Below are 19,320 nucleotides of genomic sequence, written 5' to 3' on the forward strand. Positions count from 1 at the left end.
GTCGATCCCGGCTGTCGCCGGGATGACGCATTTCGAGGCTACCGGCCTTTCGCAGACGATTCCTTGAAGGGAGCCAATTACCTCTATTCTTCCGCCGGCTTCGAATTGAGCTGGATATAGTTTTCGATGCCCATCTGGCGGATCATGTCGAACTGGCGCTCCAGCGTATCGACATGCTCTTCCTCGCTGTCGAGGATGCGCTTCAGAAGATCGCGGCTGATATAGTCGCGGACCGTCTCGCAATGGGCGATGCCGTCGCGCAGCAGAGGGATCGCCTCATTTTCCAGCGCGAGATCAGCCTTCAGCACCTCTTCCACGCTCTCGCCGATCTTGAGGCGACCGAGCAGCTGGAAATTGGGCAGGCCGTCGAGGAAGAGGATGCGCTCGGCGAGCGCATCGGCATGCTTCATCTCGTCGATTGATTCTTTATACTCGAACTTGGCGAGACGCTCGACGCCCCAATGTTCAAGCATGCGATAGTGAAGAAAATACTGATTGATCGCGGTCAACTCGTTCTTGAGGACCTCGTTCAGATATTCGATGACCTTGGCGTCACCCTTCATCGTCTTTCTCCGGCGGTTGTGATCGTCCGGATAGACTAAAAAGAGCTCGAAAGCAAAACGGCTTTGCTCAGAAAATGGCGGAAATCAGCCAGTTATTGCTAGGCAATCGCACGCTCTTCCGCAATGATCTGCCGTGCGAATGGTACGCATTGGCCGCAGCGCGCACGCCGCCCGAGCGCAGCATAAGCAGTGCAGGGGCTGTCCGCGCCACTTCGTGCGGCGGCCCGAACGTCCTTTTCCTTGATCGCGTTACAGATGCAGACGACCATGCGATTCTCTCTCCTGTAGCGCCTTGATATGGCTACTGAGATTAATTCGCAATATTCATTTGCACGGTTCGTCGCATGGGTTGCGGATGCAAGCGGACCAGCGATCGCCACGCCCATTCCAGCGGGCCATAGGCGAAGCGATCCAGCCAGGGACGGCTCCAGAGGAGGATCAATCCCCAGATTGCGAGTACGACGAGGTAAAGCTGGGCCCGTCCGAGCGCGCCGTAAAGGCCGAAGCCATAGCCGTAGAACAAGGTCGTCGCGATCAGCGTGGTGCCCAGATAGTTGGATAGCGCCATGCGTCCTGCCGCGGCGAGGCGCGTCACCAGCCAGCGCATCCGGCCGGACTGCACGAGGAGGATGAGGCCGCTGGCATAGGCGATGGCGAGCCAGGGGCGCAGCAGCAGGCTCGCCGCATCGGCGAGCGGCAGGAAAGCAGGATCGAAATCATGCGCCAGGATCAGCCGCACCACCGGCAGGTAGAGCAGGACGGCAACCCCGCCGCCGGCGAGCAGCAGGCAGTACAGCCACGCCGGCGCTGCCCCGGACAGGAAACCGCTGCGATAGAGCAGCAGCCCGAACAGCATGAAGCCCAGCGTGTCGCTGATGGCTGCGGGCAGCAGCTCGGATTGGAAATACATCGTCATCGGCGCGCGGATGGCGAACACGTCGGCGAAGCTGCCGCGATAAGCGGCGATTTCGTGCGCCAGCTTGACCGAATCCGGCGTCGCGAAGGCGAGCACCTGCCCCCAGTCGGCCCGCACCACGGCTCCGGCGCCCGGCGCGGTCGCGGCGGCCTTCAGCGCCGCGAGATCGTGCCAGCTCATCAGATCTTGCGCCAGCGATGCCGCCAGCAGCACCAGCACCGCATAGAGCAGCGCGCTCTTCGGCCAGCGCCAGGCAATGAAAGCGAAGGCACCGCCGATCGCATATTCCACCAATATGTCACCATACCAGAAGAGCCAGGCGTGGATCATGCCGATGACGAACAGCCAGCCCATGCGCCGGTAATGGATCGCGGCGGGGCCGGGTTCACGATCTTCGGCACGGTCGGCGATGATCGCCATGGAGGCGCCGAACAAAATGGTGAAAAGGGCGCGCATCTTGCCGTCGGCCAGCACATAGGCGGCAGCCCAGGCGAACAGGTCCAGGCCCGTCGCGCCGCCGAAATAATGCGGATCCACGGTCGCATAGGCCGGCATTGCCAGCGCGAGGATGTTCATGATCAGGATGCCGCAGACCGCAAAGCCGCGAATCGCATCTATGGTTTCCAGGCGGTCGCCGTCTGCCGTCGCGATAGGGCCGGGAACTCCGCTGTCTGCCGAGGGTTTAATCGTCCACATCTCCAGGCACGGTTACAGGAGCGCAGCATGGCGAGCAAAGCGCAGGATTCGACGTCAGACAGCCCGACCGGTGACACCGGCCCCCGCAGCCGCACGCGGGCGACACGCAAGCCCGCGGCCGCTGCCAAGCAGGCGGAACCTAGGTCTGCAGCGAGCTCGGCGCCGCGTAAGCGTAGCACTGCCAAACGCCCGACGCGCAAGGCGCAGGGCGGACTTGGCACGGTATCCATGATCGGTGTCGCAGCGGCCGGCCTCGCGGCCGGTCTCGTGGCCAATCTGGGCCGCAAGGCGGCCGTGCAGGCGCCGAGCGCGCTCGCGGGCGACTGGTTCGAGGCGCTGAAAGGCGAGCATAAGGCGACGCTGGCTATCTTCGATGCGATCCAGGCGACTGCGGACAGTCAGACGATGCGTCGCTCCGTGCTGCTCGTGCAGCTCAAGCACGCGCTCGCCAAGCATGCCTTCACCGAGGAGAATGTGGTCTATCCCGCGCTGCGCGATGCTGGCCAGGCGGGGGATGCCGACAAGCTCAACCACGAACATGGCTATGTGAAGCAGCATCTCTACGATCTCGACGGCATGGCCAAGGATTCGCCGGACTTCCTGCCGCTGGTAGCGAAATTCCGCAGTGAGCTGGAAAGCCATGTCCGTGAGGAGGAAGAGGAGATCTTCCCGGCGCTTCATGCCTCGCTAGGCGAGGAGAAGAATCTCGCTGTGACGCGGGCGGCGAATCGGGAAGGCTTCAAGATCGCGTAGTCGAAACAGCTGCGCCTGCCGGTAAGGGTTGGGGCACTGGCCGCCGAGCCGCGCCGGTGCCTGCCACCGCTGTTGCCATCGCCTGCGAGATAACCCGCCGGCGCAGACAAGCATTTTCCTCTCTCCAGGGCTGGAGGGGAGAAAAGAGGCAGCCTTCCAGGCTCAGCGCAGACTGGAAATGGTGACCGGCGCCCCTTTTATCCCATCAGCCGCGGGAAAAAGGCCTCGTGCGCGGTCCGCAGATCGTCCAGCGCTACGGCGGCGATCTGGCCGGTAGCCTTGAGATCGAAGCGCAACGCATCGCCGCCCGTCGCACCGATCGCTATCGCACTCACGCCCGCCGCCTCTGCGCGGGCGGCGAGCGCAGCGGGATCGGTGGTGGTGACGATGTAGCGCGCCTGGTCCTCTCCGAAAAGGAGGGCGGTCGGGTCGCCGGCTTCCGCCACGGCGACGATCTCGGCGCCGATGCGGCCGGCCAACGCCATTTCGGCGAGGGCGACAGCGGCACCGCCATCGGCGATATCGTGCACCGCGGTCGCGATGCCGTCCTGGATCAGCGCACGGACGAAATCGCCATTGGCCTTCTCGGCGGCGAGATCGACGGGCGGCGGCGGGCCGGCATCCCTGCCGTCCAGACCGCGGACCTCGCGCAGCCACAGCGACTGCCCGAGATGGCGATAGCTGTGGCCGACGATGAACACGCTCTCGCCCGGTGCCTTGAACGCGATCGTCGCGCTCTTCTCATAATCGGCGAGCAGGCCGACGCCGCCGATCGCGGGGGTCGGCAGGATGGCGCTGCCGCTGCCGTCGTCATTCTTGGTCTCGTTGTAGAGGCTGACATTGCCGCTGACGATCGGGTAGCCGAGCGCGCTGCAGGCCTCCGCCATGCCCTCGATGCAGCCGACGAACTGGCCCATGATCTCGGGCCGCTGCGGATTGCCGAAGTTCATGCAGTCGGTGGCCGCCAGCGGCGTCGCGCCGACGGCGGTCAGGTTGCGCCAGGTCTCGGCGATCGCCTGCTTGCCGCCTTCGAACGGATCGGCATAGCAATAGCGCGGCGTGCAGTCGGTGGTGACCGCCAAGCCCTTCCGCGTGCCGTGGACGCGCACCACTGCGGCGTCGCCGCCGGGCCGCTGCACCGTGTCGGCGCCGACCATGTGGTCATATTGCTCCCAGATCCAGCGGCGGCTGGCGACATCCGGCGATCCCATCAAGGTGACGAGATCGGCGGCGATGTCGTCGCTGGGGACGATGTTGCCGGCGGGCGCGGGCGGCGCGGTGCGCACCCAGGGGCGATCGTAGCAGGGTGCATCGTCGGCCAGCGGCGCGAGCGGGATGTCGCACACCGTCTCGCCATTGAACTTGAGCACCATATGGCCGGTGTCGGTGACGTGACCGATCACCGCGAAATCCAGCTCCCATTTGCGGAAGATCGCCTCGGCCTCGGCCTCGCGGCCGGGCTTCAGCACCATCAGCATGCGCTCCTGCGATTCGGAGAGCATCATCTCATAGGGCGTCATGCCGGTCTCGCGGCAGGGCACGGCGTTCATGTCGAGCTCGATTCCGACACCGCCCTTGGACGCCATCTCGACCGAGGAGGAGGTGAGCCCGGCCGCGCCCATGTCCTGGATCGCGACGATCGCGTCGGAGGCCATCAGCTCCAGGCACGCCTCGATCAACAGCTTCTCGGTGAAGGGATCGCCCACCTGCACGGTCGGGCGCTTCTCCTCGCTCTCCTCGGTGAAGTCGGCCGAGGCCATGGTGGCGCCGTGGATGCCGTCGCGGCCCGTCTTGGAGCCGACATAGACGATCGGATTGCCGACGCCCGAGGCCGCCGAATAAAAGATCTTGTCGGTCTCGGCGACGCCCACGGTCATCGCATTGACCAGGATGTTGCCGTCATAGGCGGCGTGGAAATTCACCTCGCCGCCGACGGTCGGTACGCCGACGCAATTGCCATAGCCGCCGATGCCGTGGACGACGCCCGCGATCAGGTGGCGCATCTTGGGATGGTCCGGCCGGCCGAAGCGCAACGCGTTGAGATTCGCCACCGGCCGCGCGCCCATGGTGAACACGTCGCGCAATATGCCGCCGACACCGGTCGCCGCGCCCTGATAGGGCTCGATATAGCTCGGGTGGTTGTGGCTCTCCATCTTGAAGATGGCGGCCTGTCCATCGCCGATGTCGACGACGCCGGCATTCTCGCCGGGGCCGCAGATCACCACCGGCCCGGTGGTCGGCAGCTTCTTCAGATGGATGCGCGAGCTCTTGTAGGAGCAATGCTCGGACCACATGACAGAGAAGATGCCGAGCTCGGTGAGATTGGGCTCGCGGCCCATCGCGTGCAGCACGCGCTCATATTCCTCGGGGGAGAGGCCGTGCTCGGCGACGACCTGCGGCGTGATCGGATGGTCTGACATGCGCGCGCGTCTAAGCGATCGTTCGGCATTTGTCGAAGGGGGAACGCATCGGATAAACTCGCGTCATTCGGTTCCCTGCGGTCAGGAGGATTCGGATGAGCGTGCAAAATTCGCCCGGGGGCTATCACAGCGTGACGCCCTACCTTACCGTCGACGATGCCGCGGCGGCGCTGGATTTCTATGCCAGCGCGTTCGGAGCGATCGAAAAATTCCGCATGCCGATGGGCGACAGGATCGGCCATGCCGAGATGCTGATCGGCAATTCGCACATCATGCTGTCGGACGAGTTTCCCGAGCGCGATGTGCTCGGTCCGAAGAGCCGGGGCGGCGCCACGGCCGCGCTGATGGTCTATGTGCCCGATGTCGATTCGGCGTTCGATCGTGCGGTTGCCGCCGGCGGCAAGGCGATGATGCCGGTCGCCGATCAGTTTTACGGTGATCGTTCGGGCACGCTGATCGATCCGTTCGGCCATAAATGGACACTCGCCACCCATGTCGAAGACGTCTCCGAGGAGGAGATGCAGCGGCGGCTGGACGAGATGACGGGCGCTTAGGGCCGCCCCCGTCGCCGTGACGGTTCACCGCCTGCGCAAATGCCAATGAAAAAGGCCGGCGGATAGCTATCCGCCGGCCCGAAGGGTTGGAAGGGGGACCAGGAGATCAGGCCTTGCAGGTCTGTTCCTTCTTGCCGGGCATGGCCAGCTTCACGTTGTCGCCGGTACCGGTCAGCGTATAGCCGTCGGCGACGAACGGCTTGTCCTTCTCCGGCGCGGTCAGCACGGTGGGCGTGCCCGACTTGTCCTTGCGAACATGGGCAGTGACGTTGTCATTGAAGAAATCGATGTAGACGAGGCTGTTGTCGTCGCAGCGATAGGTTTTGCTGGCGGTCATCATCGGCGGCAGCTTCACCGGCGCGCCGGCAGCATTGTCCGCGCCGGCCATGTCGTCGGCTGGGCCGGACGTGATCGTCTCGGGCTGGGAATTGCAGGCGGCGAGGAAAAGCATTCCAGCGCAAGCGGCGGCTTGAAGCAGCATCAGGGGTTTTTGCATAGCAACAAAAGCTTTCGCGTCGGAAGGTTACGCAGTCAAGTCAGACGATGCTGGTTTCTCGATGAAACGGACATGAACGGCGTCATTCGTGGAATTCCGCCATCTCGGGTATGCGTCCGAACGCGATTTTCGATCCGACCCGGTCGAGCCGGCCGCCGGTCAGCGGGCCGAGCGTCACTGCGTTGCGCCCGAAGCGGCCGTTGATTCGATCCATCGCCTTGCTGAGCGATAGCCGCCTGGCCTCGCGAGCGAGCGGCGTGTCGGGGTCGAGATGGGCGAAGAGAGTGCCCTGCTCGGCCTCCAGCGGCGCGATGTTGGCGAGCGTGATGCCCACCATGCGCAACCGGAAGCCGCCATTCTTCGCACATGCAGCAACGACGAGCCTGGGCCATGCCTCCTCCAGCGCGCGGAGCACCGCGAAACTGTCCTGCGTGGCGGCGAGCTTCACCGCGGTCCGCCAGTTCGTCTTGTCGGCCTCGAAACGGGCGTGGAGCACCATCAGACGAGTCGAATAGCCTTCGCGGCGCAGCCGGCTCGCCGCCTTCATCGCCAGCCGCCGCGCGGTCAACCGCGCGCCCTCGGGCCCGCGCTGCTTCGGAGAAAGGACATGGCTGTGGCCGATGGTGCGATGCTGGGTCGGCTTGTCGGGCAGCTCATAGCCGTGAAGCAGATACCATAGCCGGTCGCCATTGATGCCGCCCCAGGCCTCGCCGGCATCGCGCGGCCGGCGGGCGCAATAGCCCTCTATGTCGAGTATGCCCCGGCGGGCGAGGCGCCGCTCCATCTTCGCGCCGATGCCGGCGATGGCGCGCAGCGGCTGATCGAACAGCCGCTGCGGCAGCTCCGCGGCGGTTAGGATGACGAGCCCGTCGGGCTTCTGCATGTCGCTGGCGAGCTTGGCGAGCAGCCGGTTGGGCGCGATGCCGATCGATGAGGTGAGGCAGATGCCGACATTCTCGGCGATGCCGCGCTTGATTCGCAGCGCCAGCGCACGGGCCTGATCGGGTTCATTCTCATTGTCGAGCAGGCGACAGGCGACCTCGTCGATCGAGCAGACGCGCGTGACCGGGATGTGCTTCCAGATTTCGTCGAGGATCGCGTGGTGGAACTCGACATAGCGGTGGTGCTGCGCATCGACGACGATCAGGTCGCGGCAGCGCTGCTTCGCTTCCCATACCGGCGTGCCCGTGCCGATTGCGAACGCTTTCGCCTCGTAGGAAGCGGCGATGGCGACGGTGGTATCGCTATGTACCGGCGCGACGATGATCGGCCGCCCGCGCAAGGCTGGATTCAACTGCTGCTCCACGCTCGCGAAATAGCTGTTCAGATCGAGAAACAGCCAGCGCAGCGGACGGAGCGACTCAGGGTCCATGCGGGGAGGATAGCATGGCGAACGAAGAGGGAACAAATGGTGCGTCGATAAGCCGTTCGGTCCGAGCGAAGTCGAGGACCTCCTTCGAGTGAAGCCGAGAAATCTGCCTCGTCTACGCTCGGACCGAGCGGAAGTTACAGAGCTATACCTTTATTCCGCCGCCTCTGCCTGGGCCTCGTCGTCCACCGGCAGTTCGTTCCAGATGCGGTGAGCACGCGTCGTGTCGACGGTGTCGTCCACCTCCCGGACCCCGAGCACCTTGCGCGCCTCAGCGGGGGTCAGATGGAAGACATCCTCGTAGCGGGCGAGGACGAACAGGTCGGAGGCCTTGCCGACGCGCCGGCCGCGCTCCATCGCGCCGAACATGTCGTGCCAAACCTCGGGATAGTGGAGGACGGTGCGGGTGAGGAAACGGAATGCCCCGAAAAAGCCCATCACCGTCAGCTCCGAGGCGAGCTCGGGGCTGAAGAATTTGTGGACGTTTTCGAGCCGCGCGAAGGCGGTCACCACCTCGCCGGGCGAATCGAACGGGCCGCCGGTGATGATATGCTCCATGTCATGCACCTGGCCGGAGCGGAGCAGGTAGAGTTCGTAATTGTTCTTCGGCTCCCAAGGGGGCACGATGTCGACCTGATAATCGCCCTCTGTCATGATCTTGTAGAAGATGCCGGCGACGGATTCGGGCGGATAGGCTTTGAGATCGTCGCGCGTGTAGGTGGAGACGAAGCCTTCGGACAGGAACTGGTCGAGCTGCGGCAGGCGCTTGCGTTCTTCCTCCAGCATGGCGCTGATCGCGTCGAAATCCTGCATGTCCTTGATGATGCCGGACAGGCGGAACGCGCCCGACGGCACCGGCAGGTCCTTGCCGTTACGGCGCAGGAGCTCCTGGCTCAGCCAATCGCGCAGCGCGGGATTGTTGAGATATTTGGACGAGCTGATCAGCGTGCTGCTTTCGGTGGTGAGCTGCGTGATGCCGCGCAGCAGATAAGGGATGTCCTGTGCCATCGTCATTCTCCCGGGGCGGCTTCCTGCCGTTCCGCCTTTCCTGGTCCGTATAACCGGTTCGTGAACGGATTAGCGGACAAAATTGGCCGAATGATGTGATTTCTTGACCGGATCAGGAAAGATGGGCCCCGGCATTGACGCTATGCGCTGGAAAAGCCCGGTCGGGGGACGCATGACGCGAGCCATGGCTGATCCGCTTTTTTCTCCCTTTTCGATCGGGCTCCTGCATCTGCCCAATCGCATCGTCATGGCGCCGATGGGGCAGGGCAAGGCGCCCGGCGGCATGCCGGATCCCGGCTATGCCGGCTATTTCGCCCGGCGTGCGGAGGGCGGCGCGGGACTGATCGTATCGGGCGCGACCTCGATCGATCATCCTGCCGCGGCATTCGACGAGAATGAGCCCCATTTCCATGGCGACGCGCTGGAGGAATGGCGGCGCGCGGTGGAAGCCGTGCACGCCGCGGGCGGGCGGATCATGCCGCAGCTCGCCCATGCCGGGCTGCAGGGCCTGGCGCCCGTCGCGCCGCCCTGGCCGGGCATCGGGCCGTCGGCGGTGTGGATGCCGGCCGCGCAGCTCGGGCTCGAGGCGGGTCCCGAGCGGATCGAGGGCGAGCCGATGACGCTGGCCGACATAGAGGCGGTGGTCGCCGCCTTCGCGCGTGCGGCGGCGGACGCCAAGCGGATCGGTTTCGACGGGATCGAGATCCACGGCGCGCACGGCTTCCTGATCGATCAGTTCCTGTGGGCGCGCACCAATCGCCGCAAGGACGATTATGGCCGCGATCGTGCGCGTTTCGCAGCCGAGGTGGTGGCGGCCTGCCGTGCCGCGGTAGGCCCGATCTACCCGATCAGCTTTCGCTTCTCCCAGTTCAAGATGACCGATTATGCGGCGAGGCTCGCCGATTCGCCGCAGGCGCTGGAGGAGCTGATCGCGCCGCTGATCGAGGCCGGGGTGGACTTGTTCGACTGTTCGCTGCGCCGGTTCTGGCGGCCCGAGTTCGAGGGCAGCACGATGAACCTCGCCGGCTGGGTGAAAAAGCTCGGCGGACGGCCGACCATCGCTGGCGGAGGCATCGGCCTCGCCAAGACGGCGAAGGAATATGGCCAGGATGGTGTCTATGCGACGGTCGCCGAAGCCTCGATCGCGCATCTGGACGAGGTGCGCGATCGGATCGTGAAGGGAGAATTCGATCTGATCGCGCTCGGCCGCTCGATCCTCGGCGATCCCGCCTGGGCAGCCAAGGTGGCGGCCGGCGCGCATGAGACGCTGCAGCCCTATCGTCCCGAAGTGCTGATGGGCCTCAACTGAGGAAGTCGTTGCTATCGGCCAGCGCGCAGGAACAAGCCGGGTCGTCCGAACAGGCTGGGGAGATGCGCAGTCAGCGGTGCGTGACCGCCCTGCACGCCGACGAGGCCGAGCGGCCCGATCACGACGTGATTCGGTTGCTGCGGGCGCACATGATCATGCACGAGATCGGCGGCGCTCAACGCGAACAGGATGATCGCGGCCGTCTTCAACATGATGGACATGCGCTTGAGGATCGCCCCCAGGCTCATTCTTTCCCGATCCCGCCCCGTAAAAACACATTACCCGTCCAACGCGCGAAGCGCGTGCGGGTTCGCCGCACTGCGGAAATTGTCCGCATTATATATGCAAATAGATCGCAATTGGCCACAGCCTGCCTTTCTTGCAGAGGGCATGGTGGCATGTGCGCGATCCAACCACTAACTAAGCCCCGCCTCATCTCGCAGAGCCGGAGCCATCGATGACCGATACCGCTTCCTACACACCCCCCAAGGTCTGGACCTGGAACAAATCCAACGGCGGCCGCTTCGCCAATATCAACCGCCCTATCGCCGGCCCCACGCACGACAAGGATCTGCCCGTCGGCCGCCATCCGTTGCAGCTTTATTCGCTGGCTACGCCGAACGGCGTGAAGGTGACGGTGCTGCTGGAGGAGTTGCTGGCGCTCGGCCATGCGGGCGCCGAATATGATGCCTGGCTGATCCGCATCAACGAAGGCGACCAGTTCGGCAGCGGCTTCGTCGCCGTCAATCCCAATTCCAAGATTCCCGCGCTGATGGATCGCAGCGGGCCGGAGCCGGTGCGCGTGTTCGAATCCGGCGCGATCCTCCTTTACCTCGCCGAGAAATTCGGCGCCTTCCTGCCGGCTGATCCGGCGAAGCGCGCGGAAGTCTTTTCCTGGCTGTTCTGGCAGATGGGCAGCGCGCCCTATCTCGGCGGCGGTTTCGGCCACTTCTATGCCTATGCGCCGAGCAAGATCGAATATGCCATCGATCGCTTCACCATGGAGGTGAAGCGCCAGCTCGACGTGCTCGACCGGCGGTTGGCCGAGAGCCCCTATCTGGGCGGCGCGGAGTACAGCATCGCCGACATGGCGGTGTGGCCCTGGTACGGCGCGCTCGCCAAAGGGCTGCTCTACGAGGATAGCGGCACCTTCCTGCAGGTCGACGAGTATAAGCATGTCCAGCGCTGGACCGACGCGATAGCCGAGCGCCCCGCGGTGCAACGCGGCCGCATGGTCAACCGCGTGATGGGCGAACTGTCGAGTCAACTCCACGAGCGGCACGAAGCCAGCGATTTCGAGACGAAGACGCAGGACAAGCTGCAAGCCGCCGACTGAGCATTTTCCCTCTCCCCTCCGGGAAAGGGCGAGGTTCGCCGCGAAGCGGTGGGAAGGGAGGGCATGTGGATCTGCGTATCCTGGCCCTGTCACGATGCCCTCACCCGCTCCCATTGACGATGCAATGCCCTCCTCTTCTCTCGGAAGAGGAGGGGGCAGGAGAAAGGATTCGTCATGACGATTGCTATTGCCGGTGCCACCGGCCAGCTCGGCCGCCTCGTCGTCGCGGGGCTCGGTGCGCGTGCGCCTGCCGCGCAGATCGTCGCCCTTGCGCGCGATCCTGGTCGTGCGGGCGATCTCGGCGTGCCAGCGCGTCTGGCCGATTATGACCGGCCCGAGACGCTGGCGCCCGCATTGGCCGGCGTCGAAAGCCTGCTCTTCATCTCCTCGAACGATGTCGGCCGGCGCCTGCCGCAGCATGACGCGCTGATCGCGGCGGCGCAGACGGCCGGGGTGGGACGGATCGTCTATACCAGCCTGCTCCATGCCGACGTCTCGGCGATCGGCCTCGGCGCCGATCATCGCCATACCGAGGCGGCGATCGCCGCGACCGGCATCCCGCACGTGATCCTGCGCAACGGCTGGTATGGGGAGAATTATGCGGGCGCCGTTGCCGGGGCGCTGGCCACGGGTACGCTGATCGGCAGCGCCGGTGCGGGCCGGATCAGTGCCGCGGCGCGGCGGGATTATGCCGATGCGGCGGTCGCCGTGCTGACCGCCGAAGGCGAAGACGGGCGCGTCTATGAGCTGGCCGGAGACGAGGCCTTCACCCTCGCCGAACTGGCAAGGGAGATCGGGCGCCAGACGGGGCGCGACATTCCCTATCGCGACCTGCCGGTCGCCGATTATGCCGCCGCGCTGGAAGGGGCTGGCCTGCCGCCGGCCGTCGCGCAGATGATCGCGGGATGGGAGGTGCCAATCGCCGCCGATGCGCTGTTCGACGAGGGACGGCAACTCTCCGCCCTGATCGGCCGGCCGACCGCGACGCTGGCCGAAATGGTGGCGGGGCTGATCGCGGGTGGGTGAGCTGCGATCCGATATTCAATGCCAGCCGGAGGGTTTGCGGCGCAGGCGATAGACGTTCGATTCCGCCAGTGCCGGCGTCAGCTTGGCCAGGAATTCTTTGAGCGCGCCGGGATGCCGGCCCTCGATCCGACGGACGAGGACGGCGGTGTCGCAGCGCGCGTCATAATAGCAATGAAGCTTGATGTGCCGTTCGATCCGGATCGGCAGCGCGCCGGAGGTGAGCGGAGCCTCTGCCGCCGGCCGGGTTGCGGCCTTGGCCACGGCGCGGCGCAATTCGGTGGTGCGAGCGTCGGCCGACGCGTCGGATCCGAGTTGGCTTATGGAGTCGCCATCGTCCGGTCGCCGCTAGAAGGACGGCCAGCCCGACGGCCCTATGCCGGCGCGATCGGCTTGCATCACCCGGGCTGCGAGCTGGAAGCCATGCGGGCCGATCTCCACCGCATAGGGCATGTGCACGGTCGACGCGAAACTGGAGAAAAGATAGGCTGAGCTATAGTCACTGGTCCGCATTACCGGGCGGGAATAACCCTTCAATCTTACGAAAATGCCCCGTCCGGCGTCGAGCGTCTCGAGCCGCGTCGCCTCGACGCGCGTTCCGGAACGACGAAATATCATGGCGGTGCTGCAGCAATGTGCGCCGCCGCTTCGGAACCATGTGATGAGTTCCGGCCGGCCGTCGCCGTCCAGATCCATCGCTGGCGCATGCTCGGCGAGTTCCCAGTACATGAGATCGTTCCGATGGAAGTGTCGAACCGGTCGGCCATGCCGGCAGAAGGCCAGCTCGATTGGACCGTCGAAATCCTGGCGGACGGTACGACGAACGTCGAAGCCCTGCCAATGGATAAGCGAGTCTCCCTTTCGGCAGACATCAGCCGTGTGCGTTGCACCTGCCAATAGCTCATCAGCAATCCGCCCATCGACATCCCCGTCTTGACTCCCCTGCCCCTTGGCAGGGTATAGAACAAAACAGGAACAATTAATATGGGCGAGTCGATGGAGCAGCTTGCCGCGCTCCGGCGCAGCATAGCCCGGATCGAGCACCGGACGCCAGCGGAAGCGGCGAGCCTGGTGGCGACCGGTCATGATGCGATCGACCGGCAGCTCGGCGGCGGGTTGGTGCGTGGGCGTCTGCATGAGGTTTTTGCGAGCGAGGCCGGCGATGCGAGCAGCGCCGCGGGTTTCGCCGCGATGCTGGCGGTGCGGCTGGGCGGGGCGCTGGTCTGGCTGCGCACGGACGAGGCGGAGGCGCAGGGCGGCGGCCTCTTCGCGCCGGGGCTGGGCGAGATCGGCATCGATCCCGGCCGGCTGCTGCTTGGTGTGCTGCCCGATCCGCTGGCGCTGCTGCGGGCGGCGGCGGAGGTGGTGCGCTGCCCGGAGGTGGGCGTGGCGGTGATCGAGCTGTGGCGCAGTCCGCGACCGCTCGATCTCACCGCCAGCCGGCGCCTGTCGGTGGCGGCGGAGGCATCGGGCGTCACCGCCTTGTTGCTGCGCGTCGCGGCCGATCCCGTGCCGAGCGCGGCACAGACGCGCTGGGCGGTGCGATCGGTCGTCTCGAAGGCGCTGGAGGCCGGTGCGCCGGGTCATCCGGCGCTGGATGTGGAGCTGTTGCGCCAGCGTGGCGGGCCGGGCGGCCAGCGCTGGCAGGTGGAGTGGAACCGTGATCGAGCCTCTTTCCACGAATCCGGATGCGACGAAACGGCGCTTCCTGGCGCTCTGGTTTCCCCTGCTGCCGGCGGACCGGCTGGCACGGGATGGCGCCGCACCGGCTGACATTCCTGTCGCTTTCGTCGAGAAGCAGCGCGGCGCGATGCGCATCGTCGCGCTTGATCGCCGCGCGCTCTCGCTCGGGCTGATGCCCGGCATGATGCTGGCCGATGCGCGCGCGCAGGTGCCCGATCTCGCCGCGGTGGATCATGATCCGCTGGCCGACGATCGCCTGCTCGAACGGATCGCCGACTTTGCCGATCGCTACACGCCGCTGGTCGCGATCGATTCGCCGGAGGGCATCACGCTCGATATCACCGGCGCCGCGCATCTGTTCGGCGGCGAGGGTGGCATGGCAGCGGATGTCGAGCGGCGGCTGGAAGGGCTGGGCCTCACCCTCCGCCACGCCCTTGCCGATACGCCGCAGGCGGCACAGGCGCTCGCCCGCTTCCAGTCCGCGCCCTCGGCCGACGAGGCGATGGCGATCCGGCGGCTGCCGATCGCAGCGCTGCAGCTGGAGGAGGGGGCGGAGGTGGCGCTGCGCCGCGCCGGGCTCAAGACGATCGGCGATCTGGCCGCGCGACCGACAGGGCCGATCGCGGCGCGCTTCGGCGAAGAGGCGACGGCGGCGCTCGATCGACTGCTCGGCCGTGCCGACAGCCGGTTGAAGCCGCGCCGCCCTGCGCCCGCTCTTTATTGCGAGCGCCGCTTCGCCGAGCCGATCGGCCGCACCGAGGATGCGCTGCGCGTGATCGCCGATCTGGCCGGGGAGGCGGCGGTGGTGCTGGAGGAACGGCATGGCGGCGGCCGCCGTTTTGCCGCGCGCCTCTATCGCAGCGACGGTGCGCTCAGCGATCTGATGGTGGAAACCAGCCTGCCGGTGCGCGATCCTGCCGCGATCGAGCGGCTGTTCCGCGAACGGATCGACGCGCTTGCCGATCCGATCGATCCCGGCTTCGGCTTCGACATGATCCGCCTCGCCGTGCCGCGGATCGAGCGGCTGGCACCCACCCAGCTCCAGCTCGAGGGTGGCGCGATCAGCGACGATGCGATGGCCGCGCTGGTCGACCGGCTGAGCACGCGGCTGGGCCGGGGGCGCCTGCGCCGCTTTGCCCCGCGCGACACGCATCTGCCAGAGCAGGGCGTGCTGGCGCTGTCCGCAGTGGATGCCGAGCGGGCCGAATGGGACAAGCCCGAGCCCGGCGAGCCGCCGCTCCGCCCGCTCCATCTGTTCGATCCGCCCCAGCCGATCGACGTGATCGCCGACGTGCCGGACGGCCCGCCGCACCGCTTCCGCTGGCGACGCGATCATCATGAGGTGATACGCTGCGAAGGACCGGAGCGGATCGCGCCGGAATGGTGGCGGCGGCACGATCGCAGCGGTTTGACGCGCGACTATTATCGGGTGGAGGACAGCGCAGGGCGGCGCTTCTGGATCTTCCGCAACGGGCTTTATGGCAAGGAGCAGTCGCGGCCGGGCTGGTATGTGCATGGCTTGTTCGCGTGAGGCATCTTCATCCTCCCCCCCGCAGGGGGAGGGGGACCATGCGAAGCATGGTGGAGGGGCGGCCACTCCCAATCGACGACACGCTTGCAGTGAGCGGCGGCCCCTCCACCATTCGCTTCGCGAACGGTCCCCCTCCCCCTTTAGGGAGGATGAAAAATGACCCCCTTCGCTGAATTGGTCGCGGCGACCAATTTCTCCTTCCTGCGCGGCGCGGCGCATGCGCAGGACATGGTCGGCGATGCGATCGCATCGGGCATGGCGGCGATCGGCATCGCGGATCGCAATACGGTGGCCGGCGTCGTGCGGGCTTATGTGGCGCTGCGCGATGCGCCCGAGCGCGCGCGTTCGCGACTGCGCGAGGCGAAGAAGGCGAGGGGCGAGCCGGAGACACTGAGCGCGGAGGAAGAAGCCGGGTGCAGGACCGATCTGCGCCTGATCGTCGGTGCGCGGCTGGTGTTTGCGGACGGCACGCCCGACATCGTCGCCTATCCCGCCACCCGTTACGGCTGGGGACGGCTCACCCGGTTGCTGACGCGCGGCAATCTCGCCGCGGTGAAGGGCAGCTGCATCCTGCGCTTCGCCGATCTCGTCGAGCATATCGAGGATCTGCAGCTCATCGTACTGCCCGCGTCCAGCGCGGAGGCGGAGGATGCGCATCGCCATCCCGTCGCCTATGATTTCGGCCGGGCGCCGGTGCCCGGCCGCGCACTCTCGCTGGTGCCGCCCGCCGCGCCGGACGGGCTCGGGCTCACGCTCGTGCGGCTGGCGGAGGCGGCGCCGGGGCGGGTGTGGCTTGGCGTCGCCATGGCGCGGCGCGGGGACGATGCCCGCCGCCTTGCGCGCATGCGGCGAATCGCGGCGGAGGCCGGCGTGCCGCTGCTCGCTACCAACGATGCGCTCTATGCCCGCCCCGAACAGCGCCCGCTTCACGACGTGCTGAGCTGCATCCGCCTCGGCACGACGATCGCCGATGCGGGGCGGCGGCTGGAGGTGAATGCCGAGCGCCATCTGAAGGGGCCGGCCGAGATGGCGCGCCTGTTCCGCGCCTGTCCGGAGGCGATCGCGGAGACGATCCGGTTCATCGGCCGGATCGAATTCACCCTCGATCAGCTCCGCTACGAATATCCGCACGAGCCCGTGCCGGAGGGTTGGGAGCCCAATGATTGGCTGGAGCACCTCGTCACCGAGGCGGCGCATGCCCGCTATGGCGCGGCCCTGCCGGACAAGGTGCAAATCTCGCTCGCGGAGGAGTTCGCACTGATCCGCAAGCAGAATTACGCTTATTATTTTCTGACGGTGCACGATCTGGTGAAGTTCGCCCGCGCGCAGGATCCGCCGATCCTGTGCCAGGGGCGGGGCTCGGCCGCCAATTCGATCGTCTGCTTCCTGCTCGGCGTCACCTCGGTCGATCCGATGAAGCATGATCTGCTCTTCTCGCGCTTCGTTTCCGAGGATCGCAACGAGCCGCCCGACATCGACGTCGATTTCGAGCATGAGCGGCGCGAGGAGGTGATGCAATATGTCTATCGCCGCTACGGCCGCCACCGCGCCGGCATCGCCGCGACGGTGATCCATTACCGCTCGCGCAGTGCGGTGCGCGAGGTGGCGAAGGTATTGGGCATGAGCGAGGATGTGGCGCTCCGCCTCGCCGGCACCGTCTGGGGCAGCCATTCCGGCGACATGGAGGATCGCCGCTTCACCGAAGCCGGCTTCGATATCGCCAATCCCGAGATCGAGCGGCTGCGCTTCATCATGGACCAACTGCTCGTCGCACCCTTTCCGCGCCATCTGTCGCAGCATGTCGGCGGCTTCGTGCTGACCCAGGACCGCCTCGACGAGACGGTGCCGCTGCACAATGCGGCGATGGCGGACCGGACCTTCATCGAATGGGACAAGGACGATATCGATGCGCTGAAGCTGATGAAGGTCGACGTGCTCGCGCTCGGCATGCTGACCTGCATCCGCAAGGCCTTCGAGCTGATGAGCGCGAACGGGCTCGGCGAGCATAATCTCACCGTCGATATCGCGGCGGAGGATCAGGTAGTCTACGAGATGCTGGGCAAGGGCGACAGCATCGGTGTGTTCCAGGTCGAGAGTCGCGCGCAGATCAATATGCTGCCGCGGCTGAAGCCGATATCCCTTTATGATCTGACCGTGCAGGTCGCGATCGTCCGGCCCGGGCCGATCGAAGGCGACATGGTGCATCCCTATCTTCGGCGACGCATGGGAAAGGAGAAGCCCGATTTTCCTTCGCCGAAGCCGCCGCACGACAAGGATGAGCTCAAGAAACTGCTCGGCCTGACCTATGGCGTACCGCTTTTTCAAGAGCAGGCGATGAAGCTCGCGATCGTCGCGGCCGCCTTCTCACCTTCCGAAGCCAATCAGCTTCGCCGCGCGATGGCGACCTTCCGCAACGTCGGCACTATTCACAAATTTCGCGACAAGATGATCGAGGGCATGGTCGGCCGCGGTTACGATCGCGACTTCGCCGAGCGTTGCTACAAGCAGATTGAAGGCTTCGGCAGCTATGGCTTTCCGGAGAGCCATGCTTTGTCCTTCGCGCGGCTGGTCTATGTCTCATCGTGGATCAAATGCTATTATCCGGCGGTCTTCGCCTGCGCTTTGCTCAATTCCCAGCCAATGGGTTTCTATGCGCCGGCGCAGATCGTGCGCGATGCGCGGCTGCATGGCGTCGAGGTGCTGCCGATCGACGTCAATGCGAGCGGTTGGGACAATGGGCTGGAGCCGCATCTGCCGCCCAGGATCGCGCCGGACGACGAGATGGCGATGCCGGGGATCAAGCGCACGCCACGTCGCGACGGCAGCTTCGCGTTGCGGCTGGGACTGCGCCAGCTCGACGGCTTCCGCCAGGACTGGGCCGATCGCCTCGCCGCCGCGCGCGGCAACGGCTATGCCTCGATCGAGACGCTGGCCCGCCGTGCCGCGCTGCCGCAACGTGCGCTGCGCCTGCTGGCGGATGCGGATGCCTTCCGCTCGCTCGGCCTCTCGCGCCGCGATGCGCTGTGGGAGGTGCGCCGCACGCCCGATGCCGAGCTGCCCTTGTTCGCCGCGGCAGGCGGCACGGAGCTGGGCGTCGAGCCGGACATGGCGCTGCCGCTGATGCCCCATGCCGAACAGGTGACGATCGACTATCAGGCGACGCGCCTCTCGCTGAACGGCCATCCCATGGCCTTTCTGCGCCCGGTGCTGGCGGAAGAAGGCGTGCTGAGCTGCCGGGAGACGACCGAGAGCCGCAACGGCGCCCGCGTGCGCGCTGCCGGTGTCGTGCTGGTCCGCCAGCGGCCTGGCAAGGGCAATGCGATCTTCGTGACGCTGGAGGACGAGACCGGCATCACCAACGTGCTGATCTGGGCGCGGCTGTTCGAGCATTTCCGCCGCCCTGTAATGGCCTCCCGCCTGATGGAGGTGGAAGGCGAGGTGCAGCGCAGCCCGGAGGGCGTCGTCCATCTGATGGCGGCACGCGTCGTCGATCGCAGCGATCTGCTCCACCGCATCACAGATCGCGGCACGCTGCAGCCGCAGCTGGCGCATGGCGACGAGGACGCGTCGTCGCCTGTCCCGCCTGCCGGAATGGCACGCCATCCTCGCAATGTCCGTATCCTGCCGGGATCGCGCGATTTCCATTGAGCGTGGCTGGCGCGA

General features: G+C 66.0%; 18 protein-coding genes. 8 read left to right on the forward strand and 10 right to left on the reverse strand.

Translation table 11 applies throughout. The annotated features are described in order from the left end of the window. Positions 1–83 precede the first annotated feature (83 nt). From bfr to GQY20_RS04580, 3 genes are all read right to left on the reverse strand, one after another. Complete coding sequence (gene bfr / locus GQY20_RS04570; protein WP_157215813.1) at positions 84–563, reverse strand: bacterioferritin; 480 nt, start codon at positions 561–563, stop codon at positions 84–86. Between the two features lie 98 nt (positions 564–661). After that, positions 662–832, reverse strand: a complete 171-nt coding sequence (locus GQY20_RS04575; protein WP_157215814.1) for a (2Fe-2S)-binding protein — start codon at positions 830–832, stop codon at positions 662–664. A gap of 41 nt (positions 833–873) precedes the next feature. Beyond that, on the reverse strand, positions 874–2,055 hold the full coding sequence (locus tag GQY20_RS04580) for a DUF418 domain-containing protein (protein ID WP_157215815.1): 1,182 nt from the start codon (positions 2,053–2,055) through the stop codon (positions 874–876). A 147-nt stretch (positions 2,056–2,202) separates the two neighbouring features. Here GQY20_RS04580 and GQY20_RS04585 point away from each other — a divergent pair, with 147 nt between their 5' ends. Next, on the forward strand, positions 2,203–2,928 hold the full coding sequence (locus tag GQY20_RS04585; protein ID WP_232475881.1) for a hemerythrin domain-containing protein: 726 nt from the start codon (positions 2,203–2,205) through the stop codon (positions 2,926–2,928). A 197-nt stretch (positions 2,929–3,125) separates the two neighbouring features. On the opposite strand, the gene purL is transcribed toward GQY20_RS04585, so the two are convergent. Further along, positions 3,126–5,348, reverse strand: coding sequence for a phosphoribosylformylglycinamidine synthase subunit PurL (purL, locus tag GQY20_RS04590; protein WP_157215816.1), 2,223 nt, complete (start codon positions 5,346–5,348; stop codon positions 3,126–3,128). A 95-nt stretch (positions 5,349–5,443) separates the two neighbouring features. Here purL and GQY20_RS04595 point away from each other — a divergent pair, with 95 nt between their 5' ends. Next, positions 5,444–5,902 carry a VOC family protein gene (locus tag GQY20_RS04595; protein WP_157215817.1) on the forward strand — a complete coding sequence of 153 codons (459 nt, stop codon included), beginning with the start codon at positions 5,444–5,446 and terminating at the stop codon, positions 5,900–5,902. 106 nt (positions 5,903–6,008) lie between these two features. On the opposite strand, the gene GQY20_RS04600 is transcribed toward GQY20_RS04595, so the two are convergent. From GQY20_RS04600 to GQY20_RS04610, 3 genes are all read right to left on the reverse strand, one after another. After that, positions 6,009–6,383: a hypothetical protein gene (locus GQY20_RS04600; RefSeq protein ID WP_232475882.1), complete on the reverse strand. Its 375-nt coding sequence runs from the start codon at positions 6,381–6,383 to the stop codon at positions 6,009–6,011. A 97-nt stretch (positions 6,384–6,480) separates the two neighbouring features. Next, positions 6,481–7,770: a Y-family DNA polymerase gene (locus tag GQY20_RS04605; protein WP_157215819.1), complete on the reverse strand. Its 1,290-nt coding sequence runs from the start codon at positions 7,768–7,770 to the stop codon at positions 6,481–6,483. A gap of 150 nt (positions 7,771–7,920) precedes the next feature. Continuing rightward, a complete protein-coding gene (locus tag GQY20_RS04610; RefSeq protein WP_198350829.1) occupies positions 7,921–8,775 on the reverse strand; it encodes a hypothetical protein in 855 nt (284 codons plus the stop codon). Positions 8,776–8,959: 184 nt separating this feature from the next. On the opposite strand from GQY20_RS04610, the gene GQY20_RS04615 reads away from it, so the two are divergent. Continuing rightward, a complete protein-coding gene (locus GQY20_RS04615) occupies positions 8,960–10,084 on the forward strand; it encodes an oxidoreductase (protein ID WP_157215820.1) in 1,125 nt (374 codons plus the stop codon). A gap of 11 nt (positions 10,085–10,095) precedes the next feature. Here GQY20_RS04615 and GQY20_RS04620 read toward each other — a convergent pair whose 3' ends face one another. Continuing rightward, entirely contained in the window at positions 10,096–10,332 is a 237-nt protein-coding gene (locus GQY20_RS04620; protein WP_157215821.1) for a hypothetical protein, read from the reverse strand. 209 nt (positions 10,333–10,541) lie between these two features. On the opposite strand from GQY20_RS04620, the gene yghU reads away from it, so the two are divergent. After that, on the forward strand, positions 10,542–11,420 hold the full coding sequence (yghU, locus tag GQY20_RS04625; protein WP_157215822.1) for a glutathione-dependent disulfide-bond oxidoreductase: 879 nt from the start codon (positions 10,542–10,544) through the stop codon (positions 11,418–11,420). A 174-nt stretch (positions 11,421–11,594) separates the two neighbouring features. Then, positions 11,595–12,446 (forward strand): SDR family oxidoreductase, encoded by an 852-nt coding sequence (locus GQY20_RS04630; RefSeq protein ID WP_157215823.1) that lies wholly within the window; start codon positions 11,595–11,597, stop codon positions 12,444–12,446. Between the two features lie 15 nt (positions 12,447–12,461). Here the strand turns inward: GQY20_RS04630 and GQY20_RS04635 are convergent, their stop codons facing one another. Both GQY20_RS04635 and GQY20_RS04640 read right to left on the reverse strand, forming a co-directional pair. Continuing rightward, a complete protein-coding gene (locus GQY20_RS04635) occupies positions 12,462–12,707 on the reverse strand; it encodes a hypothetical protein (protein WP_157215824.1) in 246 nt (81 codons plus the stop codon). Positions 12,708–12,791: 84 nt separating this feature from the next. Further along, a complete protein-coding gene (locus GQY20_RS04640) occupies positions 12,792–13,172 on the reverse strand; it encodes a hypothetical protein (protein ID WP_157215825.1) in 381 nt (126 codons plus the stop codon). A gap of 255 nt (positions 13,173–13,427) precedes the next feature. Between GQY20_RS04640 and GQY20_RS32450 the strand changes: the two genes are divergently transcribed. The 3 genes from GQY20_RS32450 to GQY20_RS04650 all read left to right on the forward strand — a co-directional run bounded on the left by GQY20_RS32450 (position 13,428) and on the right by GQY20_RS04650 (position 19,305). Further along, the gene (locus tag GQY20_RS32450) at positions 13,428–14,216 is read left to right on the forward strand and encodes an ImuA family protein (protein WP_232475883.1); all 789 of its coding nucleotides are present in this window, start codon (positions 13,428–13,430) and stop codon (positions 14,214–14,216) included. Further along, positions 14,104–15,657 carry a Y-family DNA polymerase gene (locus tag GQY20_RS04645; protein ID WP_269769719.1) on the forward strand — a complete coding sequence of 518 codons (1,554 nt, stop codon included), beginning with the start codon at positions 14,104–14,106 and terminating at the stop codon, positions 15,655–15,657. The genes GQY20_RS32450 and GQY20_RS04645 overlap by 113 nt, the downstream gene beginning before the upstream one ends. 156 nt (positions 15,658–15,813) lie before the next feature. Then, positions 15,814–19,305: an error-prone DNA polymerase gene (locus tag GQY20_RS04650; protein ID WP_157215826.1), complete on the forward strand. Its 3,492-nt coding sequence runs from the start codon at positions 15,814–15,816 to the stop codon at positions 19,303–19,305. Positions 19,306–19,320: the final 15 nt, after the last annotated feature.

This window comes from Flavisphingomonas formosensis (assembly GCF_009755815.1).
GTDB classification, from domain to species: domain Bacteria; phylum Pseudomonadota; class Alphaproteobacteria; order Sphingomonadales; family Sphingomonadaceae; genus Flavisphingomonas; species Flavisphingomonas formosensis.

Coding starts and splice junctions, on each gene's coding strand:
- bfr (WP_157215813.1), bottom strand. CDS start 563: ATGAAGGGTGACGCCAAGGTCATCGAATATCTGAACGAGGTCCTCAAG.
- GQY20_RS04575 (WP_157215814.1), bottom strand. CDS start 832: ATGGTCGTCTGCATCTGTAACGCGATCAAGGAAAAGGACGTTCGGGCC.
- GQY20_RS04580 (WP_157215815.1), bottom strand. CDS start 2,055: ATGAACATCCTCGCGCTGGCAATGCCGGCCTATGCGACCGTGGATCCG.
- GQY20_RS04585 (WP_232475881.1), top strand. CDS start 2,203: ATGGCGAGCAAAGCGCAGGATTCGACGTCAGACAGCCCGACCGGTGAC.
- purL (WP_157215816.1), bottom strand. CDS start 5,348: ATGTCAGACCATCCGATCACGCCGCAGGTCGTCGCCGAGCACGGCCTC.
- GQY20_RS04595 (WP_157215817.1), top strand. CDS start 5,444: ATGAGCGTGCAAAATTCGCCCGGGGGCTATCACAGCGTGACGCCCTAC.
- GQY20_RS04600 (WP_232475882.1), bottom strand. CDS start 6,383: ATGCTGCTTCAAGCCGCCGCTTGCGCTGGAATGCTTTTCCTCGCCGCC.
- GQY20_RS04605 (WP_157215819.1), bottom strand. CDS start 7,770: ATGGACCCTGAGTCGCTCCGTCCGCTGCGCTGGCTGTTTCTCGATCTG.
- GQY20_RS04610 (WP_198350829.1), bottom strand. CDS start 8,775: ATGGCACAGGACATCCCTTATCTGCTGCGCGGCATCACGCAGCTCACC.
- GQY20_RS04615 (WP_157215820.1), top strand. CDS start 8,960: ATGGCTGATCCGCTTTTTTCTCCCTTTTCGATCGGGCTCCTGCATCTG.
- GQY20_RS04620 (WP_157215821.1), bottom strand. CDS start 10,332: ATGAGCCTGGGGGCGATCCTCAAGCGCATGTCCATCATGTTGAAGACG.
- yghU (WP_157215822.1), top strand. CDS start 10,542: ATGACCGATACCGCTTCCTACACACCCCCCAAGGTCTGGACCTGGAAC.
- GQY20_RS04630 (WP_157215823.1), top strand. CDS start 11,595: ATGACGATTGCTATTGCCGGTGCCACCGGCCAGCTCGGCCGCCTCGTC.
- GQY20_RS04640 (WP_157215825.1), bottom strand. CDS start 13,172: ATGTACTGGGAACTCGCCGAGCATGCGCCAGCGATGGATCTGGACGGC.
- GQY20_RS32450 (WP_232475883.1), top strand. CDS start 13,428: ATGGGCGAGTCGATGGAGCAGCTTGCCGCGCTCCGGCGCAGCATAGCC.
- GQY20_RS04650 (WP_157215826.1), top strand. CDS start 15,814: ATGACCCCCTTCGCTGAATTGGTCGCGGCGACCAATTTCTCCTTCCTG.